This window comes from Burkholderia sp. HAN2018 (genome assembly GCF_024704855.1).
Lineage (GTDB): Bacteria > Pseudomonadota > Gammaproteobacteria > Burkholderiales > Burkholderiaceae > Burkholderia > Burkholderia cepacia.
This window is the reverse complement of sequence record NZ_QOBB01000063.1, coordinates 43,219-66,119: the sequence shown is the minus strand read 5'-3', so window position 1 is coordinate 66,119 and position 22,901 is coordinate 43,219. Positions and strand designations below refer to the sequence as shown.

The window sequence follows — 22,901 nt, the reverse complement described above, 5'->3', positions numbered from 1 at the left end:
CGCGCGGCGCTTGCCGGGCCGCCCGGCCGGGCACGCCGCCGCGTGCGTCGAAGTGGCGCAATGCCGGCCCAGGTCAACCGGCCGGGCCGGTTGAACGTTTTACAATGACGGTTGTTCCACGACGTGAGTCTTCATGCGCACTTTCCTTTCCCTCGGCCGCACGCTCGCGCTGGCCGCCGCCGTGCTGGCGCCCGCCGCCCACGCGAATAACGTGATCATCCTCAATTCGGCCGAAGCGACGCTTTCCCTGATCGACCAGCAGACCCGTCAGGTCGTCGGCACGATGCCGACCGGCAAGGAACCGCACCATCTGATGGCAACGCCCGACAATTCGTCGCTGATCGTTGCAAATTCGGTCTCGAACAGCCTGATGTTCCTCGATCCGAAGACGGGCAAGCTGCAGCGCACCGTCGAAGGGATCGACGATCCTTACCAGCTCGGTTTCTCGCCCGACCGCAAGTGGTTCGCGGCCGCCGGCCTGCGCCTCGACCGCGTCGACATCTACGGCTACGACGGCCGCGACCTGAAGCTCGTGAAGCGCGTGCCGCTCGAAGTCATGCCGAGCCACCTCGCGTTCACGAAGGACAGCAAGACGCTGCTCGTGTCGCTGCAGGTGTCCGGCGAGATCGCGGCGATCGACCTGCCGACGCAGACGGTCAAGTGGAAGATGAAGGTCGGCAAGGTGCCGGCCGGCCTGTGGCTCACGCCGGACGACAAGTACCTGCTCGTCGGGATGACGGGCGCGGATTACGTCGCGGTGGTCGACTGGCGCAACCAGAAGGTCGTCAAGCAGATCTATACCGGCAAGGGCGCGCACAACTTCCGTTCGCTCGCCGACGGCACGCACGTCGCCGTGACGAACCGGGTCGCGAACACGATCAGCATCATCGACGAGAACACGCTCACCAACGTCGGCGACATCACCGGCCTGCTGCCGGGCCCCGACGACATGGAACTGTCCGCCGACAAGAAGACGCTGTGGGTGACGTTCCGCTTCGCGAAGAAGGTCGGGATCATCGACCTGGCGTCGCGCAAGCTGGTGCAGACGATCGCCGTCGGCCGTTCGCCGCACGGGATCTACTTCTACGACCGCGCGCCGTGGCGCGCCGCGAACGGCGCGTGACGGGCGGGGGAGAACGATGCTGCACCTGATCGATGCGTTCGTATCGGACATCCAGACCTGGCTGTACGTCGACGTCGTGCAGCCGCTCCTCTTCAAGTTCAACCTGATGGACTACGACGAGGACACCTACGACGCGCTGTACTGGGTGATCGTCGGCGCGCTGCAGATGGTGCTGATGTTCGTGCTGCTGCGCCCGCTCGAGGCGCTGCGGCCCGTCGAGCGCTGGACGAACCGCCGTGCCGTGCGGGTCGACGTGATCTACACCGCGATCGCGAAGCTCGGCATCTATTCGCTGTTCTTCTTCTTCGCGCTGCAGCCGCTGTTCGACAACTTCCAGGCGTGGCTGCGCCTGCACGGGGTCGCGAACGTCAACCTCGACTACCTGTGGCCGGGCGTGACCTCGAAGCCGATCGTCGCGTTCGCGATCTATCTCGTCGTGCTCGACTTCGCCGGCTACTGGTATCACCGCTGGCAGCACAAGTTCGGCGTCTGGTGGGAGCTGCACGCCGTGCATCACAGCCAGCGCCAGATGTCGCTGTGGTGCGACGACCGCAACCACGTGCTCGACGACGTGATCCAGTCGTGCTTCTTCGCGGCGATCGCGCTCGTGATCGGCGTGACACCGTCGCAGTTCGTCGTGCTGACCGCGTTCACCAACTTCATGCAGAGCATTCAGCACACGAATGCGCGCCTGTCGTTCGGCTGGCTCGGCGAGCGCCTGTTCGTGAGCCCGATCTTCCACCGGCGCCACCACGCGGTCGGCTACGGCCACGAAGGCACGAAGTACGGCTGCAACTTCGGCGTGCTGTTCCCGTGGTGGGACATGATGTTCGGCACCGCGTCGTGGAACCGCACGGTCGAGCCGACCGGCATCCGCGACCAGGTCGAGGGCGTGTCCTACGGCGAAGGCTTCTGGGCGCAGCACGGCCTCGCGTTCGTGCGGATCTTCCGGCGCCTGTTCCCCGCCAAGCGCGGCGCGGCGTCGGCCTGATCCGGCCATTCCCACGTTGAGCGGCTCTCCCACGCGGCCCGCATGTGCTTTGGCGCATGCGGGCCGCGTGGTTTATCCTTTCCCCGTTTTTCTCCGTCGATACAGGCTCGCATGAACGACTTGCTGCGTTCCTTCGTCCGGGCATTGGCGAGCGCACTGCATCCGCGCATGCTCTGGCTCACCCTGATGCCGTTTCTCGTCTCGTCCGTCCTGTGGGGCGTCGTGCTGTGGTTCTCGTGGCAGACGCTGCTGGACCTCGCACGCGGCGCGCTCGACGGCTTCGTGCTGACGGCCCTGCTGTACCGCGCGTTCGACGCGATCGGCATGTCGCAGCTGCATGCGGTCGTCGCGCCGTTCGTGGTCGTGTCGCTCGCGATTCCGCTGATCGTGCTGACCGTGCTGTTGCTGATCGCGACGATTTCGATGCCGGTCGTGATCAAGCACCTGTCGAACCGGCAGTTCGCGGCGCTCGAGCCGAAGCGGGGCGGCACGTTCTTCGGCAGCGTGTTCAATTCGCTGTGGGCGGCGCTGGCCGGCGTCGTCGTGCTGGTCGTCACGATCCCGCTGTGGCTGATTCCACCGTTCTTCGCGCTGCTGCCGCCCGTGATCTGGGGCTGGCTCACGTACCGCGTGATGACCTACGACGCGCTCGCGCTGCACGCGAGCCGCGACGAGCGCCGGGCGCTCGTGCGCCGGCACCGCTGGCCGCTGATCGGCATCGGCGTCGCGACCGGGCTGCTCGGCACCGTGCCGACCTTCGTGTGGGTATCGTCGGTCTGGATGATGGTGCTGTTCCCGTTCGTCGCGGCGGCCATGATCTGGGTTTACGCTTTCATCCTCGTCTTCTCGGCGCTGTGGTTCGGGCATTATTGCCTGCGCGCGCTGGAGGACCTGCGTGCGAGTTCGCGCGCCACCGCAATCGACATGGGGCAGGCATGAGCATCGGCATCATCATCATCGGCGACGAAATCCTTTCGGGCCGCCGGCAGGACAAGCATCTGGCGAAGGTCATCGAGCTGCTCGGCGCACGCGGCCTCGCGCTCGACTGGGCCGAATACGTCGGCGACGATCCGGCGCGCATCACGGCGACCCTCGCACGCGCGATTGCATCGGGCGACATCGTGTTCTCGACGGGCGGGATCGGCGCGACGCCGGACGACCACACGCGCCAGTGCGCGGCCGCCGCGCTCGGCGTGACGCTCGAGCTGCACCCGGAAGCGAAGGTGCTGATTTCGGAGCGGATCCGCGAAACCCACACCGACCCGGCCACGCCGGTCGATTTCGATTCTCCGGAGAACCAGCACCGCTTCAACATGGGCGTGTTTCCGGTGGGCGCGACGATCATCCCGAACGGCTACAACCGGATTCCCGGTTTCTCGGTCGGCGACCTGCACTTCGTGCCGGGCTTCCCGGTGATGGCGTGGCCGATGATCGAATGGGTGCTCGATACGAAGTACGCGCACCTGCATCACGCGACGCCGCACGCGGAGCGTTCGCTGTACGTGTTCGAGCTGCCGGAATCGACGCTCACGCCGTTGATGGAGCGCATCGAGCGCGATTTCCCGGGCGTGCGCGTGTTCAGCCTGCCGAGCGTGGGCGATGCGGAGCGTGGCGGGATCTTCGCGCGCCGTCACATCGACCTCGGCGTGAAGGGCGAGCCGGAAGCGGTCGCGGCCGCGTACGTGAAGCTGCGCGAGGGCGTGCACCTGCTCGGCGGCGACGTCGTCGAAGCCGAGACGTCGCGGGCCTGAGCGGCGCGCCAGCCGGCCGCGCAAAAACCACGGGCCGCGCAACGCGGCCCGTCATCGGCATGTCATCGCCTGGCTCGACGATGAGGCTGTCGTCACCGGCGGGCGCAGCGCGCCGTCAGGCGCCGATCCACGGCAGTTTCCGGAAGCACCAGCCGTCGACCGTCTTGCGGTGGCCTTCGGCGTCCTTCGCGCCCTCGAAGCCTTCGAGCAGGTCGAACGCCTTCGTGAAGCCGGCCTGCGTGGAGGCGACCGCGGCGAGCTTCGAGCGCGCGGCGCTGCGGCACAGGAACAGGATGGGGGTATCGGCCGGGAGGGCCGCTTTCAGTTCGTTGACGAATTCGGCGTTCGGCACGCCGCCCGGGTAGCGGGTCCATTCGAGGTGCAGATACTGGCCGTCGCCGACGAGCGGGCGGCCGATCCAGTCGAGTTCGGCGCGGGTGCGCACGTCGACGAGGCGTGCCGACGGATCGAGCTGCAGCAGTTCGAAGGCTTCGGCCGGCAGCAGCGCCCCGGCGTAGTTGAGCGCGCCTTGGGCGCGGCGTTCGTCGGCCTTCGCGTAAAGCTGGTCGAGCGTACTCATGGCAGGGAGTCTCCGTATCGGTCAAACGAGCATTCTAGCGCGGCGTCGCGGCACGGATGGCCGCGTGCGGTGCGGTGCACGCGTGGCCCACGTGTTCACCAAAAAAGTGCAGAATGGCACGTATGCACCAGAATGATTCCTTGGTTGCGGCGGGCTACCGGAATTGCACCATTGCGGTGCTTTCGGCGAGCGACCAGTGCGGCGCAAGGCCCCGGAATCGCGCAGCCCGGCCCTGTCGTGGCGAGCCCCGGCGCGATTTGCGCCCGTCGTTCGCAAAGGTGGCACGGAAGCTGCTATATAGAATTCGGTCGAATCGGGGCGCGCTGCGCCAAAGCAAGACCCCGGTCAGCTCGATAAACGAGGCGGTTCCCAGTCCGCCGGAATTGTTCTAATCAGGAGAAGAGGTTATGAGTAAAACCGTCGCCGACGTCATGCAGCTCGTGAAGGACGAGGACGTCAAGTTTGTCGATTTCCGCTTCACGGATACGCGCGGCAAGGAGCAGCACGTGTCGGTGCCGGTTTCGGCGTTTGACGAAGACAAGTTCGAAAGCGGCCATGCATTCGACGGCTCGTCGATCGCCGGCTGGAAGGGCATCGAGGCGTCGGACATGCTGCTCATGCCGGACCCGAGCGCCGCTTTCGTCGACCCGTTCTATGAAGAGTCGACCCTCGTGCTGACCTGCGACGTGGTCGAGCCGGCCGACGGCAAGGGCTACGAGCGCGATCCGCGTTCGCTCGCGAAGCGCGGCGAAGCGTACCTGAAGAGCACGGGCATCGGCGACACGGCCTACTTCGGTCCGGAACCGGAATTCTTCATTTTCGACTCGGTCCAGTGGAACACGGACATGTCGGGCTGCTTCGTGAAGATCAACTCGGAAGAAGCGCCGTGGTCGGCGGGCAAGGAATTCGAAGGCGGCAACACGGGCCACCGTCCGGGCACGAAGGGCGGCTACTTCCCGGTCGCACCGGTCGACACGTTCCAGGACATGCGTTCGGAAATGTGCCTGCTGCTCGAACAGCTCGGCATTCCGGTCGAAGTGCACCACCACGAAGTGGCGGGCCAGGGCCAGAACGAAATCGGCACGAAGTTCTCGACGCTGGTTCAGCGCGCCGACTGGACGCAATGGTCGAAGTACATTATCCACAACGTCGCGCACTCGTACGGCAAGACGGCGACGTTCATGCCGAAGCCGGTCGTCGGCGACAACGGTTCGGGCATGCACGTTCACCAGTCGATCTGGAAGGACGGCCAGAACCTGTTCGCGGGCAACGGCTACGCCGGCCTGTCGGAACTGGCGCTGTTCTACATCGGCGGCATCATCAAGCACGCCCGTGCACTGAACGCGATCACGAACCCGACGACGAACTCGTACAAGCGTCTGGTCCCGCACTTCGAAGCACCGGTCAAGCTCGCGTACTCCGCACGCAACCGTTCGGCATCGATCCGCATTCCGCACGTGTCGAACCCGAAGGGCCGCCGTATCGAAACGCGCTTCCCGGATCCGATGGCGAACCCGTACCTGTGCTTCACGGCGCTGATGATGGCCGGCCTCGACGGGATCCAGAACAAGATCCATCCGGGCGAAGCAGCGGACAAGAACCTGTACGACCTGCCGCCGGAAGAGGATGCAAAGATCCCGACCGTCTGCGCGGGCCTCGACCAGGCACTCGAAGCGCTCGACAAGGATCGCGAGTTCCTGACGCGCGGCGGCGTGTTCACGGACGGCATGATCGACGCGTACCTCGCGCTGAAGGAGCAGGAGCTGGCGAAGTTCCGCATGACGACGCACCCGATCGAGTTCGAGATGTACTACTCGCTGTAATCGGCGATGGCGCTTCGATTCAGCGCCGTTTTGCCGGTTCGTTCCCGCCGCGCGGTTGGCGGCGGGGGCGGCGGAGTCTGAAAGGGGCGGCGTTCAGCCGTCCCTTTTTTGTTCCGGTGATTTTCCTTTTCTGGCCCGTTGAGGCGCGACAAGCACGCAGATGGTTCTGAAGAATCTGATCAAGGCGAAAACGGGGCAGCCCGAGCGACTGACGGACGACGAGCGGCTCGCACGCTCGGGCCTGCTGGCAGGGCTGGAAGCGCTGCCGACGGTCGTGCTCGTGCTCGACCGCAAGACGCTGCGGATCGCGTTCGCGAACCCCTCCGCGGAGGCGATGCTCGACATCTCGCGCCGGCAGCTCGCGCAGCGGCCGTGGGGCGAGATTTTTCCGAACGCGAACGAACTGGCGTCGACGATCACCGCGATCGGCGAGGAGCGCTTTCACGCGACGCACCTCGATACCGTGCTCGACCGGCCCGGCCGCGAACCGCTGCACGTGCATGCGATCGTCGGCTTCCTCGAGACCGCGCCCGATTTCGTGCTCGTCGAGCTGTTCGAGAACGAACGGCAGTCGCGCACCGATCGCGAGGAGCGCATCCACGACCTGACCGCGGTCAACAAGCAGCTGATCCGCAACCTCGCGCACGAGATCAAGAATCCGCTCGGCGGCATTCGCGGCGCGGCCCAGCTGCTCGAATTCGAACTCGGCGAGCGCGAGCGCGGCGAGTTGCGCGAATACACGCAGGTGATCATCAAGGAGTCCGACCGCCTGCAGACGCTCGTCGACCGGTTGCTGGAGCCGCACCGGCATCCGCACATCGTCGGCGACGTGAACATTCATGAAGTATGCGAACGCGTGCGCGCGGTGATGCTTGCGGAATTCCCGCGCGGGCTCACGATCGAGCGCGACTACGACGTGAGCGTGCCGGACCTGCGCGGCGACAAGGAGCAACTGATCCAGGCGCTGCTCAACATCGTGCGCAACGCGGCGCAGGCGCTGCGCGAACGGATCGCGCAGGGCGACGCGAAGATCGAGTTGCGCACGCGCATCGCGCGCAAGGTGACGATCGCGAAGCGCCTGTACCGGCTGGCACTGGACTTGCACGTGATCGACAACGGACCCGGCATCCCGGAAGACATCCGCGACCGGATCTTCTACCCGCTCGTGTCCGGGCGCGACGACGGCAGCGGCCTCGGCCTGACGCTCGCGCAGACGTTCGTGCAGCAGCACGACGGGACGATCGAGGTCGAAAGCCGGCCCGGACGTACCGAATTTCAGATCCTGCTGCCGCTCGATCATTGAGCGACGGCATGGCGATTCACCGGATTCACCAATATCTGACCGACCTATGAAGCCGATCTGGATAGTAGACGACGACCAATCGATCCGCTGGGTGCTTGAAAAGGCGCTCGCCCGGGACAGCTTCGCGACGAAGAGCTTCGCGAACGTGCGCGACGCGCTGGCCGCGCTCGACCACGAGACGCCGCAGGTGCTCGTATCCGACATCCGGATGCCGGGCGGCTCGGGCCTCGAGTTGCTGCAGGCGATGCACGAGCGCCTGCCGGGCCTGCCCGTCATCATCATGACGGCGTTCTCCGATCTCGACAGTGCCGTCGCGGCGTTCCAGGGCGGCGCGTTCGAATATCTCGCGAAGCCGTTCGACGTCGACAAGGCGGTCGAGCTGATCCGCCGCGCCGTCGAGGAAAGCCTGCGCGGCGGCGTGCCGCAGGACGAGCGCGTGGCCGAGGCGCCCGAGATGCTCGGCCAGGCGCCCGCGATGCAGGACATGTTCCGCGCGATCGGCCGCCTGTCGCACTCGGCCGCGACCGTGCTGATCACCGGCGAATCGGGCACCGGCAAGGAGCTCGTCGCGCGTGCGCTGCACCGTCACAGCCCGCGCGCGAACGGGCCGTTCATCGCGCTGAACACCGCGGCGATCCCGAAGGACCTGCTCGAATCCGAGCTGTTCGGCCATGAGCGCGGCGCGTTCACCGGCGCGCAGTCGACGCGGCAGGGCCGCTTCGAGCAGGCCGAGAACGGCACGCTGTTCCTCGACGAAATCGGCGACATGCCGTTTGACCTGCAGACGCGCCTGTTGCGCGTGCTGTCGGACGGACAGTTCTATCGGGTCGGCGGGCACAACCCGCTGCGCGCGAACGTGCGCGTGATCGCCGCGACGCACCAGAATCTCGAATCGCGCGTGCGGCAGGGCCTGTTCCGCGAAGACCTTTACCACCGGCTCAACGTGATCCGGCTGCGGCTGCCGCCGCTGCGCGAGCGCAGTGAGGACATCGCGCTGCTCACGCGCCACTTCCTGCAGAAGAGCGCGCGCGATCTCGGCGTCGAGCCGAAACGCGTGTCCGACGAGGCGCTGGCCTACCTGACGTCGCTCGCGTTTCCCGGCAACGTGCGCCAGCTCGAGAACCTCGCGAACTGGCTGACCGTGATGGCACCCGCGCAGACGGTCGAGATCAAGGACCTGCCGCCCGACCTCGTGCCGGCCGGCGCGCCGGTCGTCGCTGCAGGCGAAGGTGCGGGCACGCACGTCGGTGGTGGCGATACGGCACTCTCGGCACCGGTGACGGGCACGGCGCCGGTGGCGTCCGCGCCTGTCGCGGCCGCGCCGAACGGCAGCGCGCCGGCCGGCTATCCGGTGTGGGAGCATGGTTTGCGCACCGAGGTTGCACGGCTGTTGCGCGAGAATTCGGCCGACGTGATGGACGAACTCGCACGCCGCTTCGAGGCGGCCGTGATCCGCGAGGCGCTCGACTTCACGCGCGGTCGCAAGGTCGAGGCCGCGGAGCGCCTCGGCATCGGCCGCAACACGATCACGCGCAAGATCCAGGAACTCCATCTGGAGCCCTGAGCACGATTTGCGGCATGCGCGGGCATCGCGCATGCCGCGATCGGACATAATCGCGGTTTGCACGCCGTTTGCCATTCCGCCCATCCGCAATGTCCGATTCCTTCCGCTGGCCCGCCGGGGCCGACCCTTTCCGTTTCCTCGAAGCGCTCGACAGCAAGCGCGCCCGCACGTGGGTCGACGAGCAGAACGCGCGCACGCGCGCCGCGCTGCGTGACGACGATGCCTATCGCGCGCTCACGGCGCGCCTCGCGAAAGCGTACCTGCCGCGCGAACGCCCGGTGATTCCAACCCGCTGGCGCGACTGGGCCTACGACCTGTGGCAGGACGATCTCCATCCGAAGGGGCTGTGGCGCCGCACGCGCTGGGACGACTGGCGTGCAGGCCGGCCGGCGTGGGAAACGCTGCTCGACGTCGACGCGCTCGGCGCGGAGGAGGGCGAATCGTGGGTGTTCGAGCAGGACGCGATCCTGTACCCGGACGGCGATCGCGCGCTGCTGTCGCTGTCGCCGGGCGGTGCCGACGCGGTCGTCGTGCGCGAATTCGATCTCGTCGAACGTCGTTTCGTCGACGGCGGCTTCACGATCGACGAGCCGGGGCATCACACGGTCGGCTGGATCGATCGCGATACCGTCTACGTGAGCTGGGATCGCGGCGACGCGCATGCCACCGCGGCCGGCTATCCGTATGAAGCGCGGCGCTGGGTGCGCGGCACCGCACTTGCCGACGCGCCTGTCGTCTTCAGCGGCGAACCCGACGACATCAGCGCGGGCGCGGGGTTCGATCCGATCGACAACCGCCACGTCGCGTGGCGCAGCGTCGACTTCTTCGACGCGCATGCGTACCGGCTGACCGACGCGGGCGAGTGGGCGCGCTACGACGTGCCGCCCCATGTCGAGGTCGGGTTCTGGGAAGGCTGGCTCATGCTGGAGCCGCGCCTCGACTGGGATTGCGGCGGCGTGCGCCATGCGGGCGGCTCGCTGCTGGCGATCCGCGAGCAGGCGTTCCTGGCCGGGTCGCGCGAACTCACGACGCTGTTCGCGCCGCAGCCGACGACGTCCGCGTGCACGTGGACGCACACGCGCACGACGCTGATCGCGAGCTGGCTCGACGACGTGCACAACCGCACGATGCTGTGGCAACCGCGACAGGTCGACGACGGTACGTGGACATGGGATGCGCGGCCGTTCGAGTGGGCGGGCGACGCGCAGATCGATGTCGAGCCCGTCGAGTCGACGCTGAACGACGAGGTGTACGTCGACGTCGACACCTATCTCGATCCGCCCGAATGCTGGCTGGCGGATCTGGCCGACCGCGCGGACGATGCGTCGTCGCGCCGCGTGCTGCTCGACCGGCCGCCGGTGCAGTTCGACGCGACGGGGCTCGTCGTGCGCCGCGCGAGCGCGCGCTCGCAAGACGGCACGATGGTGCCGTACACGCTGATCGGGCCGCGCGATGCACTCGATCCGGGCGAAGGCGCCACGCGCGTCGCGCGGCCGTGTTTGCTGTCGGGCTACGGCGGTTTTGCGATCCCGAACCTGCCGGGCTACAGCGACGCGTTCGGCATCGGGTGGCTCGAGCGCGGCGGCGTGATGGCGTTCGCGCACATCCGCGGCGGTGGCGAGTTCGGGCCGCGCTGGCACGTCGACGCGCAGCGCGAACACCGCCAGCGCTCGTTCGACGATTTCATCGCGGTGGCCGAGGACCTGGCCGCGACCGGCGTGACGAGCGCCGCGCAGCTCGGCATCGAGGGCGGCAGCAACGGCGGGCTGCTGGTTGCCGCGTGCATGGTGCAGCGGCCGGAGCTGTTCGGCGCGGTGCTCTGCCGCGTGCCGCTGCTCGACATGCGGCGCTATCCGAAGCTGCACGCGGGCGCCGCGTGGCTCGACGAATACGGCGACCCGGACGATCCGCACGAAGGTGCGGCGCTGGCCGCGTATTCGCCGTATCACCGCGTGCGCGAGGGCGTCGCGTATCCGCCGTTACTGCTGACGACGTCGACGCGCGACGACCGCGTGCATCCCGCGCATGCGCGCAAGATGGCCGCGCGCATGCGTGCGCTCGGTCATGAACGGGTGTGGTATTGGGAGAACACCGACGGCGGCCACGGCAGTGCCGACGATCTGGAACGCGCGGAAGCCGACGCGGCGGAATTCGGGTTCCTGTGGGCCCATCTCGGGCCGGCGCCCGCGCGGCGCTGAACGCGCGCGGGCTGCCCGGTCAGCCGACGACCGCGACCACGGGCGTGTGGTCGGACGGCTGTTCCCACGTGCGCGGCGTGCGATCGACCTCGCACGACGTGCAGGTTTGCGCGAGCGCCGGCGACAGCAGCACGTGGTCGATGCGCAGCCCCGCGTTGCGGCGGAACGCCATCATCCGGTAGTCCCACCACGTGAAGGTCTTCTCCGGCTGTTCGAAGCGGCGGAACGCATCGACGAAGCCGAGTTCGATCAGTTGCGCGAAGTGGGCGCGCTCCTGCGGCGACACGAGGTTCTGGCCTTCCCATTTCGCGGGGTCGTGCACGTCGCGGTCTTCCGGCGCGATGTTGTAGTCGCCGAGCAGCGCGAGCTTCGGGTAGCGCTGCAGCTCGGTGCGCAGCCACGCCTGCAGCGCGTCGAGCCATTGCATCTTGTAGACGAACTTGTCCGAGTCGGGCGCCTGGCCGTTCGGGAAATACGCGGACACGATGCGCACGCCGTCGACCGTCGCGGCGATCACGCGCTGCTGGGGATCGTCGAAGCCCGGAATGTTGCGCACGACGTCCGATTCGTCGACGGACAGCGTGTCGCGCGCGAGGATCGCGACGCCGTTGTAGGTCTTCTGGCCCGTGAACCAGCTGCGGTAGCCGGCGGCTTCAAGATCGGCGCGCGGGAATTTCTCGTCCGGCAGCTTCAGTTCCTGCAGGCACAGCACGTCGGTGCCGCTTTGCGCGAGCCAGTCGAGTACATGCTGCTTGCGGACGTTGAGCGAGTTGACGTTCCAGGTGGCAATCTTCATTAAATCCTCTTCGCCTTATCTGGCGCGGGTTTGCGGGCGATGGGTAGCTGAAATTCGGTTTTGACTACCCATCTAGCTACCCGATTCAATTTGTGTTGTTCGGGCGCGACACAAGCGCGTCCAAACTGGTCGACGTGATGCCGCTCGAACGCTTGCCTATCTTCACGAGCGTGAGCTTGCCGTCGCGCACCAGATTGTAGACGGTGGCCCGGCAGACGCCGAGCATCTTCGACACCTCGGCGACGCGGTAAAGCTTCACGGGCGGCGTCGGTGCCGGCGGGGATTGGAGGGGCGTGTGCATGGTGGTTGCTCCTGGTCTGCGCGTCAGCGGCCCGCGCGGCGTTTCATGGCGTCGAGCAGGATGTCCTGCACGGCGCGCTTCGTTTCGCGGCGCTCGACGACGTCCTGGTCGATCGTGTCGCGCGCGATGATCGGGTAGATGAAAACGGGGCGGCGGTGCCCAGCCTGCAACTGGCGCACGGGGCCGATCCGCTCGACGATCTGCATGTATTCCTCGAGGTTCCACCAGTGGCCGAAGACCGCGAGGATGTTGCCGCCGTCCTGCAGGTTCAGGCCGTGACCGGCGCTGGCCGGATGGGCGAACATCACGGGGATCTTGCCGGCGTTCCAGTCGCGGATCGTCTGCGGGTTATGGTCGAGCTGCCGCCCGCGCGGGAACGTGCGCTGCAGCCGCGCGAGATCCGACTTGAAGTGGTAGGCGACGAGCACTGGCATGCCGGCCGCTTCCTCGACGATTTCCTCGAGCGCCTGCAGCTTCAGGTCGTGCACCTCGTGCCACGGCGCGGTATCGCGGCCGTCGTCTTCCTGCTTGTAGACGGCGCCGTTCGCGAGCTGCAGGCACTTCATCGTCTTGCTCGCCGCGTTCATGGCCTCGATCGGGCTGTCGTCGATCTCCATGAACATCTGGCGTTCCATGTCGCGATACAGCCGACGCGCGGCCGCCGGCAGCTCGACGTAGACCGGTCGCACGATCGGCTCGTCGAGGTCGAACCAGTCGGCCGGGTCGAGCGAGATCGTGCAATCCGCGAGCGCTTCCTGAATCTGCGGCTGCGCGTGCGGCAACGGGCGCGTCTGGTGGTAGCCGTTGCCGTTTGGCACCGACTGGAACCAACGTTCCTCGAACGCCGAGTAGCTGCGCCCGAGCCGCTGGCCGCCGTCGACGAACCACTGCTGCCCCCATAGATCTTGCAGCCCGTTCGGCGAGGGTGTGCCGGTCAGGTTGACCCACCGCCGCACCTTCGTGTGCGCGACTTCGGCGAGCGCGCGGCCGCGCACGCTGCCGCCAGACTTCTTCACGAACTCCTTGTCCTTTTTGCTTTTCTGGTTCGACGCGCGCGTCGACTTCAGTTTCGTCGACTCGTCGGCCACGACCGTGCCGAACGGCCACGGGCGCGGGTTGTGCTTGAACCAGTCGATCAGCCAGGGGATGTTTTCGTAGTTGATCGAGAACACGGGCGCGTCGCGGCGCAGCTGCATCGCGCGGCGCGCCGGATCGCCAAGGATCGGCACCACTTCCATGCCGGACAGGTGCTCCCACTTCTCGCACTCGTCCGGCCACGTCGACTGCGCAACACGCAGCGGCGCGCACACGAGAGTCGGCATCGTCTCGATGCCGAAATGGTAGAGCGATTCGAGCGCCGTGAGCGTGCTGCCGGTTTTGCCGAGGCCCATGCCGGCCCACACGTTCGAGCGCTCGATCTCTTGCTCGTGCTCGATGATGAGGCCCTGGTACTTCCAAGGCGTGAATACGCGGCGGGCAGTCATCGGCGCGGCTCCGTCGCAACGTGCAGCACGCAGCGGAAGTACAGCGCGAGCGCGGCGTCGAGCGTCGTGTCGAATGCGGTGATACCGCGACGGTCGGTCACGTACCAGTTGAACGGGCTGAGCTGCCGCGCCCGCGGCTTGATCGTCTGCATCACGTGCCGTACCCCGCTGCGCAGAACTCGACTGCGGTCAGGCCGTAGTAGAGGCGGAAGTGGCCGACACCGAGCGCGCCGGCGAGGCAGAGCGTCATGACGAACGCGCCGATGCAGGCGAGGGCGTAGATCGTGGCCTTCACGCTGCGTCTCCCATCTCGTTGGCTGATGCGGCGCGGGCTTGCCACATGCGCCAAGCGAATTCGTGCGTGGGGTGTTCGTATTCGCCGGGGCGGACTTCATCATCCGCGTCCCGCAATTGAAGCTGCGCATTCGGCACACGCTTCACCAGCTCGCGCTCGAACGCCGCCCGCTCGTCCGCCGGCGAGGGTGCGGGTTCGCCAGCCCAAACCGGGAACGTGCCAGCCTTGAGGCGATAGACGCCCTTGAAAACCGGGCGCATGCGTTCCGCAGGGCCGAGGTCGCACCAGTGCGTGCCGCCTTCGTAGCGATACTCGATCGGCGCTGCTGCGGGCTGCGAGGCAGGGGTTGCCGCAAGAATCGCGCTCAGCTTGTTTCGCAATGCCGCGCGCTGCCAGTCGGGCGAAACATCGTGGCGGATGCAGTCCATCGCCGCAGCGATGATTTGCTCCACCATCACATCGGCGCGGTGCGCGCTGGCCTCGCGCACGAACGCGTCGACGGCTTCGCGGCTGTCGATCACGCGCACGTCGCAGCCGAGCGCGCGCAGGCGCTCGTGCTCGCGCAGCTGGCCTTTCGTCACAACGCCGCCGGGCCGCTTCAGCTCGACGAAGTAGATGCGCGCCGGCGGGAACACGACGATGCGGTCGGGCACGCTCACGCGCGCCGGGCTGCTGAATTTGTAGGCGTCGCCGCCCGCTACGCGGACACGGTCGACGAGGTAGGTTTCGACGGTCTTCTCGAGCACTGCCGTTCTCCGTTCGTGTTAGGTACGGCTGTACAATACACCTAACACAAACGTACAGCAATGCCTAACAGCGAGAATTTTCGGCGGGGTCGATGACGTCGAAATCGTCTTCGGACGGCGGGTTGCATTCGTGCCGCAGGAGCTGATTGTGATCACCACGTACGCGCTCGTACAGGCGCCAGCCGGTACCGTCCTCGCGCCACTTCAAACCGGCCTTGCCGCAGCGCTCGCAAGTGCGGTCGAAACTACGCCGGTAGGGCGCGCGTCGCGCGAAAAAGCTGTCTTCGTCCTCGAACATCCGATCGAACATGCGGTCGAGGTGATCGTCTGCAATTTCGCCCATGATCAGTCCTTCTTGTAGCGGTACGCCGAGAAGCCGGCGGCCGCAAGCGGAATATCCGGCGCGAACGCCGGCGGGGTAGCAATCATGCGCGCGAGCTCGTCGGCGTTGAACTCGTCGCTGTCAGGCGTTTCTGTAACCGGCTCGTCGTGGATCTTCAGCACCGGGTCGTAGCCGGCGGCTTCGACGGCCGGCATGTTGTAGAACAGCACGTCGCGCGCGAATGCCTGGCACAGGTTCTCGAAGATCTTCCCGCCGTACGTCTTCGTGCGCTGCCACTTCCGGGTGTACTGGTTCACACCCATGTAGCTGATCTCGCCATCGTCGCTTACGCGCGGCGCGAGGTAGCAGAGCTGACGCTTACTCGGCAGCTGCACGCGGAGCCACTCGCCATCGCGCCGCAGGATCACGCGCCGCGCGTGCACGGTCTTGCCCGGCGAACCGATCGCGAGCACCGCCGCGTCGCGCAGCTCACCCCAATAGCTCGAGATCTGCGGGTGCGCGGCGCGCCACGCGCGCTTCAGGATGTCGCAGGCGATGAATACGTCTTGCGGCAGGCCGAGCGTGCGGCGCTTCTTCACGGCCCAATCCCACATGCCGCGCGCGCCGCGCACGACTTCAGGGTCGACGGTGTCGAGCGCCGCGAAAACGGCATTGCGGATGTCGTCGAGATTCATCTTGTACGTCATCGTGAACGTGACGAACGCGCCGACACCCCCCTCGTACCCGAGCGCGAGCTCCTGCACCTTGCCGAGCTGGCGGCGTTCTTTCGTCACCTCGGCGATGTCGACGCCGAACGAGCGCGCGTAGGCGAGCTTGTACAGGTCGGGCCCGGTGCCGGCGTCGAAGTCGCGGAATGCCTGGAGCTTCCATTTCTCACCGGCCAGCCACGCGGCGGCACGCCCTTCGATGTTCGACAGGTCAGCGACGACAAGCTTGCGGCCGGGCGGGGCGATGATCGTGCCGCGCACGACATTCGCTGTCAGGCCGATGACGTTCTCGAACACGAGATCGGCGCATCCGGTTTTCAGCGCCTCGATGCCGAGCGCGGTGTAACGATCAGCGTCGCCGTCCGAGAACTTCGTGACGCCGAGCTCGCGCGCCATCAGACCGACGTCAGGGCGAGGCATGTTGCCGGGCTGGTACAGGCGGTGCGCGTCGCGACCCGTGCGCGCAGCGCCGCAGAACTGCGTCAGCCCGCGCAGGCGGCCATCGGCCGACACGCCGCGCAGCAACGTCTTGTACTTCGACGAGCTTGTCATCGTCGCCTCGAGCCGGATCGCCAGCAGCTCGCGCAGCGGGTCGGGCAGATCCGGGTCGTTGATGCGGCGCTCGAGCGTCGACTTTTTCATGTCGGGCAGGTCGACGCCATACTCGGCGAGCAGGTGCGCCAGCAGCTTGTCGCGTTGCGTGGCCTTCGCGACTTCGCCGTCGGTCAGTTCGACCGTGCGCGCGGCGAGATCCTTCTGCGCGCGGTCGATCGCGCGCACCGCGGCCTCGGCCAGCTCGACATCCATCTGCATGCCACGCATGTTGATGCGCTGATCCTGGTGCCAGAGAGCGAGCTCGGTCGCGTTGTTCGGGTAGTTCCAGCGCGGCATCGCCTTGTGGACGGCGCGCATGGCGGTGATGTCATTGCCGGCGTAGGCGAGGAACTTCGCCCACTGCTCGGGGTGCGTCTCGCGCGTCGCGCGACGCAGTTCGCTGAACGCGGGCCGGGGCTTGCAGAACAACTGGATCAGCTGCGCGCCTTCCTTGTCCTTCGCCTGGTCGACGGGCACGTTGAAGATCTCGCAGAGCATCGCGAGCGAGCCGGGCAGGCCGTGCGCGTACGCCTGCACCATTGTGTCGCGCCACTTCTCCTCGGGCATGCGCGCGAAGATCTCGGGTTGGGCATGCGACAGCACGACGCGGTCGAACATGCCGCCGTTCTGCCACCAGTATTCGTCGGCCTCGTCGATCGCCATGTCGAGCTCGGCCGGCATCGGCGCGCCGGTGGTCACGTCCCACGTGCCGACCGGGCCGTCGTCGATGGCCCACGTCCAGATCATTATCTCGACCTGTTCGGCGTAGCGGTGCGTGCCGTGTTTCAGTGGGGTAGGACTGAAAGTTTCGGTATCAAGCCAGAGTCGCATATATCGTTCCTGTCATTCACTTAGATCGCGGCGCGCGGCCGGTTCGGATCTCTTTCCGCGCTGGCTAACACCGCGCCGTAGGTTCGTGCATCAGCAGCGCCCTGCAGTGCGCTCGATATGCCAGCCCGCTACGGGCTTATCGGCTGCGGCCAACGCGGCCGCCTCTCCCGCTCGCGATGCGGACTCCGGAATTGACCGCCGGCATAAGGTGCAGAGTCGAAAGATTGCTGCCGACGGCCACGCGCACGCCGCGATCTAAACGAACATTTCAATCTGCTCGAACGGCATATCCGGCCACGTGTGCCAGGCTTTCACTGCGTTCTCGCGCCAGTGTGTGACGCGCATGTTCCAAGGCACATGCAGGCCGCACACCAGCTTTCCGTCGAGCGGCACGATGTGATCGACGACGTGCAGCACGCCCGTGTCGCGCGTCAGCGTCTCGGCCCGCCCGTAGAGGATCGCGATCATTGTTCGCTGTACCGGCGACAACCACGGCGGGGTAGCGCGACGCTCACGTGCGCGCCGGCGCTTGCCGGCCATCAGGCCGGACGTGATCAGCGGTGCACGGCGCTTCACGGGCACGAACAGCGGGCCGACGTGATGGCCGCCGCGCAGGTCGAGGGAGCGCTGCACGTCCATCATTCGCAGTCCCGCATGCGACCGTCGCTGTCGCGATAGAAGAACATGCCCGCGCGGCAGCAGTTGCTGACCCACACCCGCACGGCTTCAACCTTCAGCGTGCCGCGCGCATCATCGATTTCGTAGGAACGGGCCGCCCACATGCGGCGCGCAGTTGTCGTACCGCAGCCATCGGCGCAGCACAATTCCTCGCCGGCCTCTGCGATCGGTTCCTTCGTCGCGCCGTCGATCGATCCAGTATCAATTTCAAGCAGCATCGGTCACCTCGTCGGGTTGGTAGTTCGGATCCAGGTAGTCGGCGTCGCCCGGCTTACGTTCCTCGCCATTGCGCCGGTAGAAGCAGCCGACCGTGCCGCGCCGGTGCTTCGTGCATTCGTAGCGACCGGTCGAGCCTGTCCAGATGAACGCGCCGCACTGGCACTCGGTCGCGCAGGCTTCTTTCGCGCGGTTCTTGATCACGCGAAACCGCGTCCCGCCGCAACCGGCGCACTTCCATCCGCGCACATACTCGTCGGGGTGCTTCGGCAACGTGAAGCGCCGTTTGCACTTCTCCCGACTGCAGCGGATGTGCACGCGCCGGCGCGGCAGAACGAGGCTCATACCGTGGAGGCGGCGACGATCGTACCGGCGATGATGGCGCGCACGATCACGTCGTTGGTCGGCTCGGACGGATACGCACGTCTGAACGTTTCGCGCACGGCATGCTCGACTGCCTGTTTGCGCCGGAACTCGCGGCATTCCGCCGGTTCGTCCGGAACGGCGTGCAGCGGCGTCGGCGTGTAGATCCCACGGCCGAGCAGCCGATCCTCAACGAGCTTCGCGTAGCCGATGATGTCGTGCCAGTTGTCGACGTAGTCGGGATCGCCGTTGAGCATCCGCGCGATCTTGTCGGCGATCACCGTGAGCGCCTGCTTCTGGTCGTCGGCGAGCTTCGACCAGCCGCCGGACGTGCGCATGGCGTTCTGCAGTTCCTGCGCGATCTGCGCGTGCTCGGCGAACACACCGTAACGTGCGCCGCGCTCCGCGAGGGTTTCCGTAATATCGGGCATTGCAATCTCCTGATAAGTAGTCCGAATGTCCGGCGTCCCGATCTTTCCGCTGTCTGATTTCAGCGCTCGCGGTTTGCGCATGCCGTCGCCGTGCGGCTGACTGCGGGCGGCGACGAGTAGCGAGAAAGGGTTTTGTGCCGTGGCGCCGGCCACGGCTGGAGACGAGCGCCCCGCGTATCAGAGGGCGCCCGGGCGCGAGGCCCGGGGCTGCAATTAGCCGAGTTCGTCCTCGGTGTCCGCCGGCGCGGCGGCCTCGAACTCGTCGGCGTCTACCGGCGTGCCCGCGCTGAATGCGTCACCGTTCTTCACGAACTGCACACCGCGCAACGTTGAACGCAAACCCTTGCCGTGCTTGTTGTCCTGCGGCCACAATTCGACCGTGGCATCCACGTAGCAACCGGCATACGGCTTGCCATCCTGCTCGGTGAGCGGCGTCGTGTCCGCGTCGAGAACGAGGGGGCGGCCCTTTTCCTGCGGGCGCGATGCAGACAGGACAAAGTTGCCTTCGTAGCCGTCGTAGCTCTTGATATTGCCGTCGTACCAACAGCATTGTTGCGGGTTACCCTTGATCGAGTTGACGATCGCGGTGGCCTTGTTCTTCCACTTTTCGACGGTTACGTCTTCGATCGCCTTCGCCATCGTGGTTTGTTTCCACGAGCCGTCGTTTTGCTTGAGATAGACCGGTGCATCTTCGTCCATCAAGAACGCAGCACGAAAGGCGAAAGGGCCCTGTCCGTTGACCTGCGTGGGGGTGAACAGGTCAGGGAATGCGAGACGAGCGTTTTTGAGTTTGACAATTGCCATGGTGGTGCTCCTTCGGTGGAGTAGGGGTTCAGGTACGGCGGTTGTTTTCGCGTGCGATAGCGGCGTCGACGCGGTTCCGGAGACGTTCGAACTCGGCTTTCTGGTCTTCCAGATCGTCGAGCTCGGTGGCGTACTCGTTCACGTCCGGGCACGATCCGATCTGGCTTTGAATGTCCGAGATCGCACCATCGATCGCGTCGCGAACGAGCTGCAGGTTTTTGCCGGTGAAGTTCATGCGAGGTCGCTCCCGTCGTCGGCCGTCACGACTTCGAAGTCGTCCTCGGGCGGTTGGATTTCGAGGGCGGGGCGCGGATCGGAGTCCGGTGCGACCGACGGACGGCCGTCGCGCTGTACGATCAGGGCCTCGACCTTTTTCCAGCGGCGGGGCGATTCCTTCGACAGCAGCTTGTCGGCCTGCGTGGGGCTGATGAGCTTGAAGTTGTACATCTGGTCTTGCTTCAGGCGCATCGACTTCAGCAGCGCTTCAGCGGCTTCCGGCTCGTTCCACTGGCGCGCGCCGCGGCGGCCGGCGACGAGCTTCACGCCCGGCACCGTGCGGGCCTGCAGCAGCTCGTGCTCGATGCGGCCGCGCACGGCTTTCTGCCACGAGTCGATCAGATCGAGCGATTCGTAGATGACGCCGAGGCGTTCGTTGTCGAGCATTTCGACGCCCGTCAGATAGCCGTCGTTGCCGGGTTGTGCCGCAACGTTCGCGAGCGTTTCGAAATCGGCGCCGATCGTCTGCTCGACGTGCGCGGCGAGCGCAGGACACACGGCCTTGGCCTTGCAGAACTTGCACTGCTTTTCGCCCGGGTTGAAGTCGCTCGGGCTGAGCGGTGCGAGCTCGACACTGTCGACGTACAGCAGCGCCCGCTCGGCGGCCGGCTTCGCGGTTTCGGAGATCCAGGCGTGCAGGTCGGCCGGCGTCGTGGCCCACTCACTCGGCTTCTCGTTCACGCGCGGCTGATGAATCACGATGTTGATGCGGTCGAAGTCGTAGAACGCGCTGTGTTCCTCGTGCGCCGCGTCGGCGTAGATCATGGCCTGATAGTTGCGCTCGGCCTGCACCGCGACGCCGCGCCCGTACTTCAGGTCGCGCACTTCGATCTCGGCGCGGCCGTCCGGCCACACAGCGATGATCACGCAGTCGCTCGTGCCCTTCGCGCCGGGCTCGCCGGTGATGTGCTCGATCGACAGCCGTTGCTCGACGAGCAGCGTTACCTCGGCGCCAGCAAGCTCGAGCGCCTCGACGCGCTCGCGCACGCCGTCGACGTACAGCTGCACGTAGGCGGCCATTTCCTCGTCGACTTCGAACGTGCGGCGCGGCTCGGTGATCGTCTCGCCGGACTGCTCGTCGCGACCGATCACGACCGTGCCGACGGGGATCACCGTGCCGATATACGCTGCAGCTTCCGTGCCGCCAACGAAGTTCTCGCCGGTGAGGCACCACTTCCCGAGCTCGTGCGCGGCGGTGCCTTCGTCGGCGTATTCGCTCGACTCGTCCGGCTGGCCGATCTGCGCGGCCGTCGACGCGCCGCATTCGATCCAGGTATAGGCCGACGAGGGGGACAGGAGCGCGTGCTCCTGATCCTCGACGACGGCCGCGATGGCGGTCTGGTTCATGCTGCCGCCTGTTCCGAATCGCGCGGGTCGAGCTCGCCGGCGAGCACGCGCAGGCCGTACGCGAGCACGTCGGCGTACTGGTCTTCGCTCAGCCCCTTCTTGCCGGGCTTCTCGCTGACGGCGTTCGCACCGAAGCGGGCGAGCACGGCCTCGGCGATCGCGCGGCCGTCGCCCGGGATCTTCGAATTGATGCCGGTGACGATCAGGCGCTTGACGTTCTCGAGCGTCGGCTCGGCGTCCTTCAGCTCGGCGTAGATCTCAGCCGTGTGCGTGGCCCACGGCTTGAGCTCGTCGCTCTGCTGCGCGGCGCTGGATTTCTCGGGAGTCTGTGCAGACGTCGCGCCAGACGGCTTCGATTCGGTCGTCGCAGCAGCGCCGGCACTGGCAGCGCTCGCCGCAGCTTCCTGCTTTTTTGCGGCCGCCAATGCCGAGGCGGTGCGCGACTGTTCCTGCGATGCCGCACGGGCTGCGTCTGCCGACGCGTGCTGCCCGCCGGGCGGGTTCGCGTTGCGGTTGGCTTCGTCGGCTGCCTTCTGCGCAGCAACCACGGCCTGCACGCCGGGCGCCGAATGGAGCGCGGCGCTTGCCTGCGCGGTTTGCAGGGCCCCGGCAGCGAGCAGGGCGGCGGTGAGTTCCTTGATCGCCGCGGTGTTTTCGGCGATGGCCTGTTCGAGAGACATGTAAAGCACTCCTTAACGGTTGTGCGGCTCGCGGAGCCGCGGCGGGTGATGCAAATTCGGTGTGGTGTGATTGCCCGCAGGGTGGGCGCGGGTGGTCAGGGCTCGATGCGCGCTATTTCTTCGAGGCTCAGACTGAGCAGTTCGAGTGCGCGGCCTTGCGAAATGCCCTCATCGCGCATCGCGCCGATCATCTGCGCGTCGCTGCCGCAGTCGCGATCCTTGCCGAGCAGCACGCCCGGCATCAGGCCGGTTTCCTCCATCAGGGTTCCGGCGATGCGCAGCAGCGTGCCGAGTTCTTCGAAGGTGGGTTTTGCGATGAGCATGTCTTTCTCCTGTAGCGGGAGGGGTTGGTCAGCGAACGAGCGTCAGGCGACCGTCGACGGTATCGAAACGTTTCCAGCACGGCATTTCGGCGTTGCGATGCGCGCGGACGAAGTTCGCGGCTTGTTCCGGGCTCATGCGCGCCACGGTGTAGCCGTTCTGGCCGAACGGTTCGAGGCGATACGGCAGATCGATGTAATCGCCGCTCGCCGTCAGGCGCTTGAACTCTTCGATGTGTTGGGCTGCGTTCATCGTCGTTCCCCTTCGTGTTGCGTTGGTCAGTGCCGGTGGTGCTCGTCGTTGCCGATCTGGCGGATGCCGTCGAGCAGCAGGACGATTGCCGCTACGGCGACCG

27 protein-coding genes are annotated in these 22,901 nt (G+C 66.4%); 8 read left to right on the top strand and 19 right to left on the bottom strand.

The window, feature by feature from the left end; all coding sequences use genetic code 11:
* The first annotated feature begins 133 nt into the window (after positions 1-133).
* The 4 genes from DPV74_RS18185 (at position 134) to DPV74_RS18170 (ending at position 3,865) form a co-directional block, all read left to right on the top strand.
* Positions 134-1,123 carry a beta-propeller fold lactonase family protein gene (locus DPV74_RS18185; protein ID WP_027786950.1) on the top strand — a complete coding sequence of 330 codons (990 nt, stop codon included), beginning with the start codon at positions 134-136 and terminating at the stop codon, positions 1,121-1,123.
* A 16-nt stretch (positions 1,124-1,139) separates the two neighbouring features.
* Positions 1,140-2,114, top strand: coding sequence for a sterol desaturase family protein (locus DPV74_RS18180; RefSeq protein WP_021157648.1), 975 nt, complete (start codon positions 1,140-1,142; stop codon positions 2,112-2,114).
* Between the two features lie 111 nt (positions 2,115-2,225).
* On the top strand, positions 2,226-3,053 hold the full coding sequence (locus DPV74_RS18175) for an EI24 domain-containing protein (RefSeq protein WP_119337709.1): 828 nt from the start codon (positions 2,226-2,228) through the stop codon (positions 3,051-3,053).
* Positions 3,050-3,865: a molybdopterin-binding protein gene (locus tag DPV74_RS18170; protein ID WP_027786951.1), complete on the top strand. Its 816-nt coding sequence runs from the start codon at positions 3,050-3,052 to the stop codon at positions 3,863-3,865. The genes DPV74_RS18175 and DPV74_RS18170 overlap by 4 nt, the downstream gene beginning before the upstream one ends.
* A 115-nt stretch (positions 3,866-3,980) precedes the next feature.
* On the opposite strand, the gene DPV74_RS18165 is transcribed toward DPV74_RS18170, so the two are convergent.
* A complete protein-coding gene (locus DPV74_RS18165) occupies positions 3,981-4,445 on the bottom strand; it encodes a rhodanese-like domain-containing protein (protein WP_027786952.1) in 465 nt (154 codons plus the stop codon).
* Positions 4,446-4,852: 407 nt separating this feature from the next.
* Here DPV74_RS18165 and glnA point away from each other — a divergent pair, with 407 nt between their 5' ends.
* The 4 genes from glnA (at position 4,853) to DPV74_RS18145 (ending at position 11,333) form a co-directional block, all read left to right on the top strand.
* Positions 4,853-6,268: a type I glutamate--ammonia ligase gene (gene glnA / locus DPV74_RS18160; protein ID WP_017331833.1), complete on the top strand. Its 1,416-nt coding sequence runs from the start codon at positions 4,853-4,855 to the stop codon at positions 6,266-6,268.
* A gap of 160 nt (positions 6,269-6,428) precedes the next feature.
* Complete coding sequence (gene glnL, locus DPV74_RS18155) at positions 6,429-7,571, top strand: nitrogen regulation protein NR(II) (RefSeq protein ID WP_021157653.1); 1,143 nt, start codon at positions 6,429-6,431, stop codon at positions 7,569-7,571.
* Positions 7,572-7,617: 46 nt separating this feature from the next.
* Positions 7,618-9,135 carry a nitrogen regulation protein NR(I) gene (ntrC, locus tag DPV74_RS18150; protein ID WP_021157654.1) on the top strand — a complete coding sequence of 506 codons (1,518 nt, stop codon included), beginning with the start codon at positions 7,618-7,620 and terminating at the stop codon, positions 9,133-9,135.
* An 89-nt stretch (positions 9,136-9,224) separates the two neighbouring features.
* The gene (locus tag DPV74_RS18145) at positions 9,225-11,333 is read left to right on the top strand and encodes a prolyl oligopeptidase family protein (RefSeq protein WP_119337708.1); all 2,109 of its coding nucleotides are present in this window, start codon (positions 9,225-9,227) and stop codon (positions 11,331-11,333) included.
* A 19-nt stretch (positions 11,334-11,352) separates the two neighbouring features.
* Here the strand turns inward: DPV74_RS18145 and xth are convergent, their stop codons facing one another.
* The 18 genes from xth to DPV74_RS18055 form a co-directional block, all read right to left on the bottom strand.
* A complete protein-coding gene (gene xth, locus DPV74_RS18140) occupies positions 11,353-12,129 on the bottom strand; it encodes an exodeoxyribonuclease III (RefSeq protein WP_048024087.1) in 777 nt (258 codons plus the stop codon).
* Positions 12,130-12,214: 85 nt separating this feature from the next.
* Entirely contained in the window at positions 12,215-12,430 is a 216-nt protein-coding gene (locus DPV74_RS18135) for an AlpA family transcriptional regulator (RefSeq protein ID WP_080324235.1), read from the bottom strand.
* Between the two features lie 23 nt (positions 12,431-12,453).
* Positions 12,454-13,914 carry a DEAD/DEAH box helicase gene (locus DPV74_RS18130; RefSeq protein WP_119337707.1) on the bottom strand — a complete coding sequence of 487 codons (1,461 nt, stop codon included), beginning with the start codon at positions 13,912-13,914 and terminating at the stop codon, positions 12,454-12,456.
* A complete protein-coding gene (locus tag DPV74_RS18125; protein WP_162923073.1) occupies positions 13,911-14,069 on the bottom strand; it encodes a hypothetical protein in 159 nt (52 codons plus the stop codon). The genes DPV74_RS18130 and DPV74_RS18125 overlap by 4 nt, the downstream gene beginning before the upstream one ends.
* The gene (locus DPV74_RS18120; RefSeq protein ID WP_162923072.1) at positions 14,066-14,209 is read right to left on the bottom strand and encodes a hypothetical protein; all 144 of its coding nucleotides are present in this window, start codon (positions 14,207-14,209) and stop codon (positions 14,066-14,068) included. Before DPV74_RS18120 ends, DPV74_RS18125 begins: the two co-directional genes overlap by 4 nt.
* Positions 14,206-14,955 (bottom strand): VRR-NUC domain-containing protein, encoded by a 750-nt coding sequence (locus DPV74_RS18115; protein ID WP_205571924.1) that lies wholly within the window; start codon positions 14,953-14,955, stop codon positions 14,206-14,208. Before DPV74_RS18115 ends, DPV74_RS18120 begins: the two co-directional genes overlap by 4 nt.
* A 64-nt stretch (positions 14,956-15,019) precedes the next feature.
* Positions 15,020-15,298: a hypothetical protein gene (locus DPV74_RS18110; RefSeq protein ID WP_119337706.1), complete on the bottom strand. Its 279-nt coding sequence runs from the start codon at positions 15,296-15,298 to the stop codon at positions 15,020-15,022.
* A gap of 2 nt (positions 15,299-15,300) precedes the next feature.
* Entirely contained in the window at positions 15,301-17,430 is a 2,130-nt protein-coding gene (locus tag DPV74_RS18105) for a DNA polymerase I (protein WP_162923078.1), read from the bottom strand.
* A 255-nt stretch (positions 17,431-17,685) separates the two neighbouring features.
* Positions 17,686-18,063 carry a hypothetical protein gene (locus DPV74_RS18100; protein ID WP_205571923.1) on the bottom strand — a complete coding sequence of 126 codons (378 nt, stop codon included), beginning with the start codon at positions 18,061-18,063 and terminating at the stop codon, positions 17,686-17,688.
* Positions 18,064-18,068: 5 nt separating this feature from the next.
* The gene (locus DPV74_RS18095; protein WP_119337703.1) at positions 18,069-18,326 is read right to left on the bottom strand and encodes a hypothetical protein; all 258 of its coding nucleotides are present in this window, start codon (positions 18,324-18,326) and stop codon (positions 18,069-18,071) included.
* On the bottom strand, positions 18,316-18,528 hold the full coding sequence (locus DPV74_RS18090) for a hypothetical protein (RefSeq protein WP_162923077.1): 213 nt from the start codon (positions 18,526-18,528) through the stop codon (positions 18,316-18,318). The genes DPV74_RS18095 and DPV74_RS18090 overlap by 11 nt, the downstream gene beginning before the upstream one ends.
* 137 nt (positions 18,529-18,665) lie before the next feature.
* Positions 18,666-19,271 (bottom strand): DUF6378 domain-containing protein, encoded by a 606-nt coding sequence (locus DPV74_RS18085; RefSeq protein ID WP_205571922.1) that lies wholly within the window; start codon positions 19,269-19,271, stop codon positions 18,666-18,668.
* A 60-nt stretch (positions 19,272-19,331) separates the two neighbouring features.
* On the bottom strand, positions 19,332-19,922 hold the full coding sequence (locus DPV74_RS18080; RefSeq protein WP_119337701.1) for an ssDNA-binding protein: 591 nt from the start codon (positions 19,920-19,922) through the stop codon (positions 19,332-19,334).
* Positions 19,923-19,950: 28 nt separating this feature from the next.
* Complete coding sequence (locus DPV74_RS18075) at positions 19,951-20,157, bottom strand: hypothetical protein (RefSeq protein WP_119337700.1); 207 nt, start codon at positions 20,155-20,157, stop codon at positions 19,951-19,953.
* A complete protein-coding gene (locus DPV74_RS18070; RefSeq protein ID WP_119337699.1) occupies positions 20,154-21,545 on the bottom strand; it encodes a DUF2800 domain-containing protein in 1,392 nt (463 codons plus the stop codon). The genes DPV74_RS18075 and DPV74_RS18070 overlap by 4 nt, the downstream gene beginning before the upstream one ends.
* Complete coding sequence (locus DPV74_RS18065) at positions 21,542-22,225, bottom strand: hypothetical protein (RefSeq protein WP_119337698.1); 684 nt, start codon at positions 22,223-22,225, stop codon at positions 21,542-21,544. The genes DPV74_RS18070 and DPV74_RS18065 overlap by 4 nt, the downstream gene beginning before the upstream one ends.
* A gap of 95 nt (positions 22,226-22,320) precedes the next feature.
* Positions 22,321-22,548, bottom strand: coding sequence for a hypothetical protein (locus DPV74_RS18060; protein WP_119337697.1), 228 nt, complete (start codon positions 22,546-22,548; stop codon positions 22,321-22,323).
* Positions 22,549-22,576: 28 nt separating this feature from the next.
* Entirely contained in the window at positions 22,577-22,798 is a 222-nt protein-coding gene (locus DPV74_RS18055) for a hypothetical protein (protein ID WP_119337696.1), read from the bottom strand.
* Positions 22,799-22,901 lie beyond the last annotated feature (103 nt).

Coding starts and splice junctions, on each gene's coding strand:
- DPV74_RS18175 (WP_119337709.1), top strand. CDS start 2,226: ATGAACGACTTGCTGCGTTCCTTCGTCCGGGCATTGGCGAGCGCACTG.
- xth (WP_048024087.1), bottom strand. CDS start 12,129: ATGAAGATTGCCACCTGGAACGTCAACTCGCTCAACGTCCGCAAGCAG.
- DPV74_RS18060 (WP_119337697.1), bottom strand. CDS start 22,548: ATGCTCATCGCAAAACCCACCTTCGAAGAACTCGGCACGCTGCTGCGC.
- glnA (WP_017331833.1), top strand. CDS start 4,853: ATGAGTAAAACCGTCGCCGACGTCATGCAGCTCGTGAAGGACGAGGAC.
- DPV74_RS18135 (WP_080324235.1), bottom strand. CDS start 12,430: ATGCACACGCCCCTCCAATCCCCGCCGGCACCGACGCCGCCCGTGAAG.
- DPV74_RS18170 (WP_027786951.1), top strand. CDS start 3,050: ATGAGCATCGGCATCATCATCATCGGCGACGAAATCCTTTCGGGCCGC.
- DPV74_RS18185 (WP_027786950.1), top strand. CDS start 134: ATGCGCACTTTCCTTTCCCTCGGCCGCACGCTCGCGCTGGCCGCCGCC.
- DPV74_RS18165 (WP_027786952.1), bottom strand. CDS start 4,445: ATGAGTACGCTCGACCAGCTTTACGCGAAGGCCGACGAACGCCGCGCC.
- DPV74_RS18110 (WP_119337706.1), bottom strand. CDS start 15,298: ATGGGCGAAATTGCAGACGATCACCTCGACCGCATGTTCGATCGGATG.
- DPV74_RS18070 (WP_119337699.1), bottom strand. CDS start 21,545: ATGAACCAGACCGCCATCGCGGCCGTCGTCGAGGATCAGGAGCACGCG.
- DPV74_RS18075 (WP_119337700.1), bottom strand. CDS start 20,157: ATGAACTTCACCGGCAAAAACCTGCAGCTCGTTCGCGACGCGATCGAT.
- glnL (WP_021157653.1), top strand. CDS start 6,429: ATGGTTCTGAAGAATCTGATCAAGGCGAAAACGGGGCAGCCCGAGCGA.
- ntrC (WP_021157654.1), top strand. CDS start 7,618: ATGAAGCCGATCTGGATAGTAGACGACGACCAATCGATCCGCTGGGTG.
- DPV74_RS18180 (WP_021157648.1), top strand. CDS start 1,140: ATGCTGCACCTGATCGATGCGTTCGTATCGGACATCCAGACCTGGCTG.
- DPV74_RS18145 (WP_119337708.1), top strand. CDS start 9,225: ATGTCCGATTCCTTCCGCTGGCCCGCCGGGGCCGACCCTTTCCGTTTC.
- DPV74_RS18080 (WP_119337701.1), bottom strand. CDS start 19,922: ATGGCAATTGTCAAACTCAAAAACGCTCGTCTCGCATTCCCTGACCTG.
- DPV74_RS18105 (WP_162923078.1), bottom strand. CDS start 17,430: ATGCGACTCTGGCTTGATACCGAAACTTTCAGTCCTACCCCACTGAAA.
- DPV74_RS18130 (WP_119337707.1), bottom strand. CDS start 13,914: ATGACTGCCCGCCGCGTATTCACGCCTTGGAAGTACCAGGGCCTCATC.
- DPV74_RS18095 (WP_119337703.1), bottom strand. CDS start 18,326: ATGCTGCTTGAAATTGATACTGGATCGATCGACGGCGCGACGAAGGAA.
- DPV74_RS18055 (WP_119337696.1), bottom strand. CDS start 22,798: ATGAACGCAGCCCAACACATCGAAGAGTTCAAGCGCCTGACGGCGAGC.
- DPV74_RS18065 (WP_119337698.1), bottom strand. CDS start 22,225: ATGTCTCTCGAACAGGCCATCGCCGAAAACACCGCGGCGATCAAGGAA.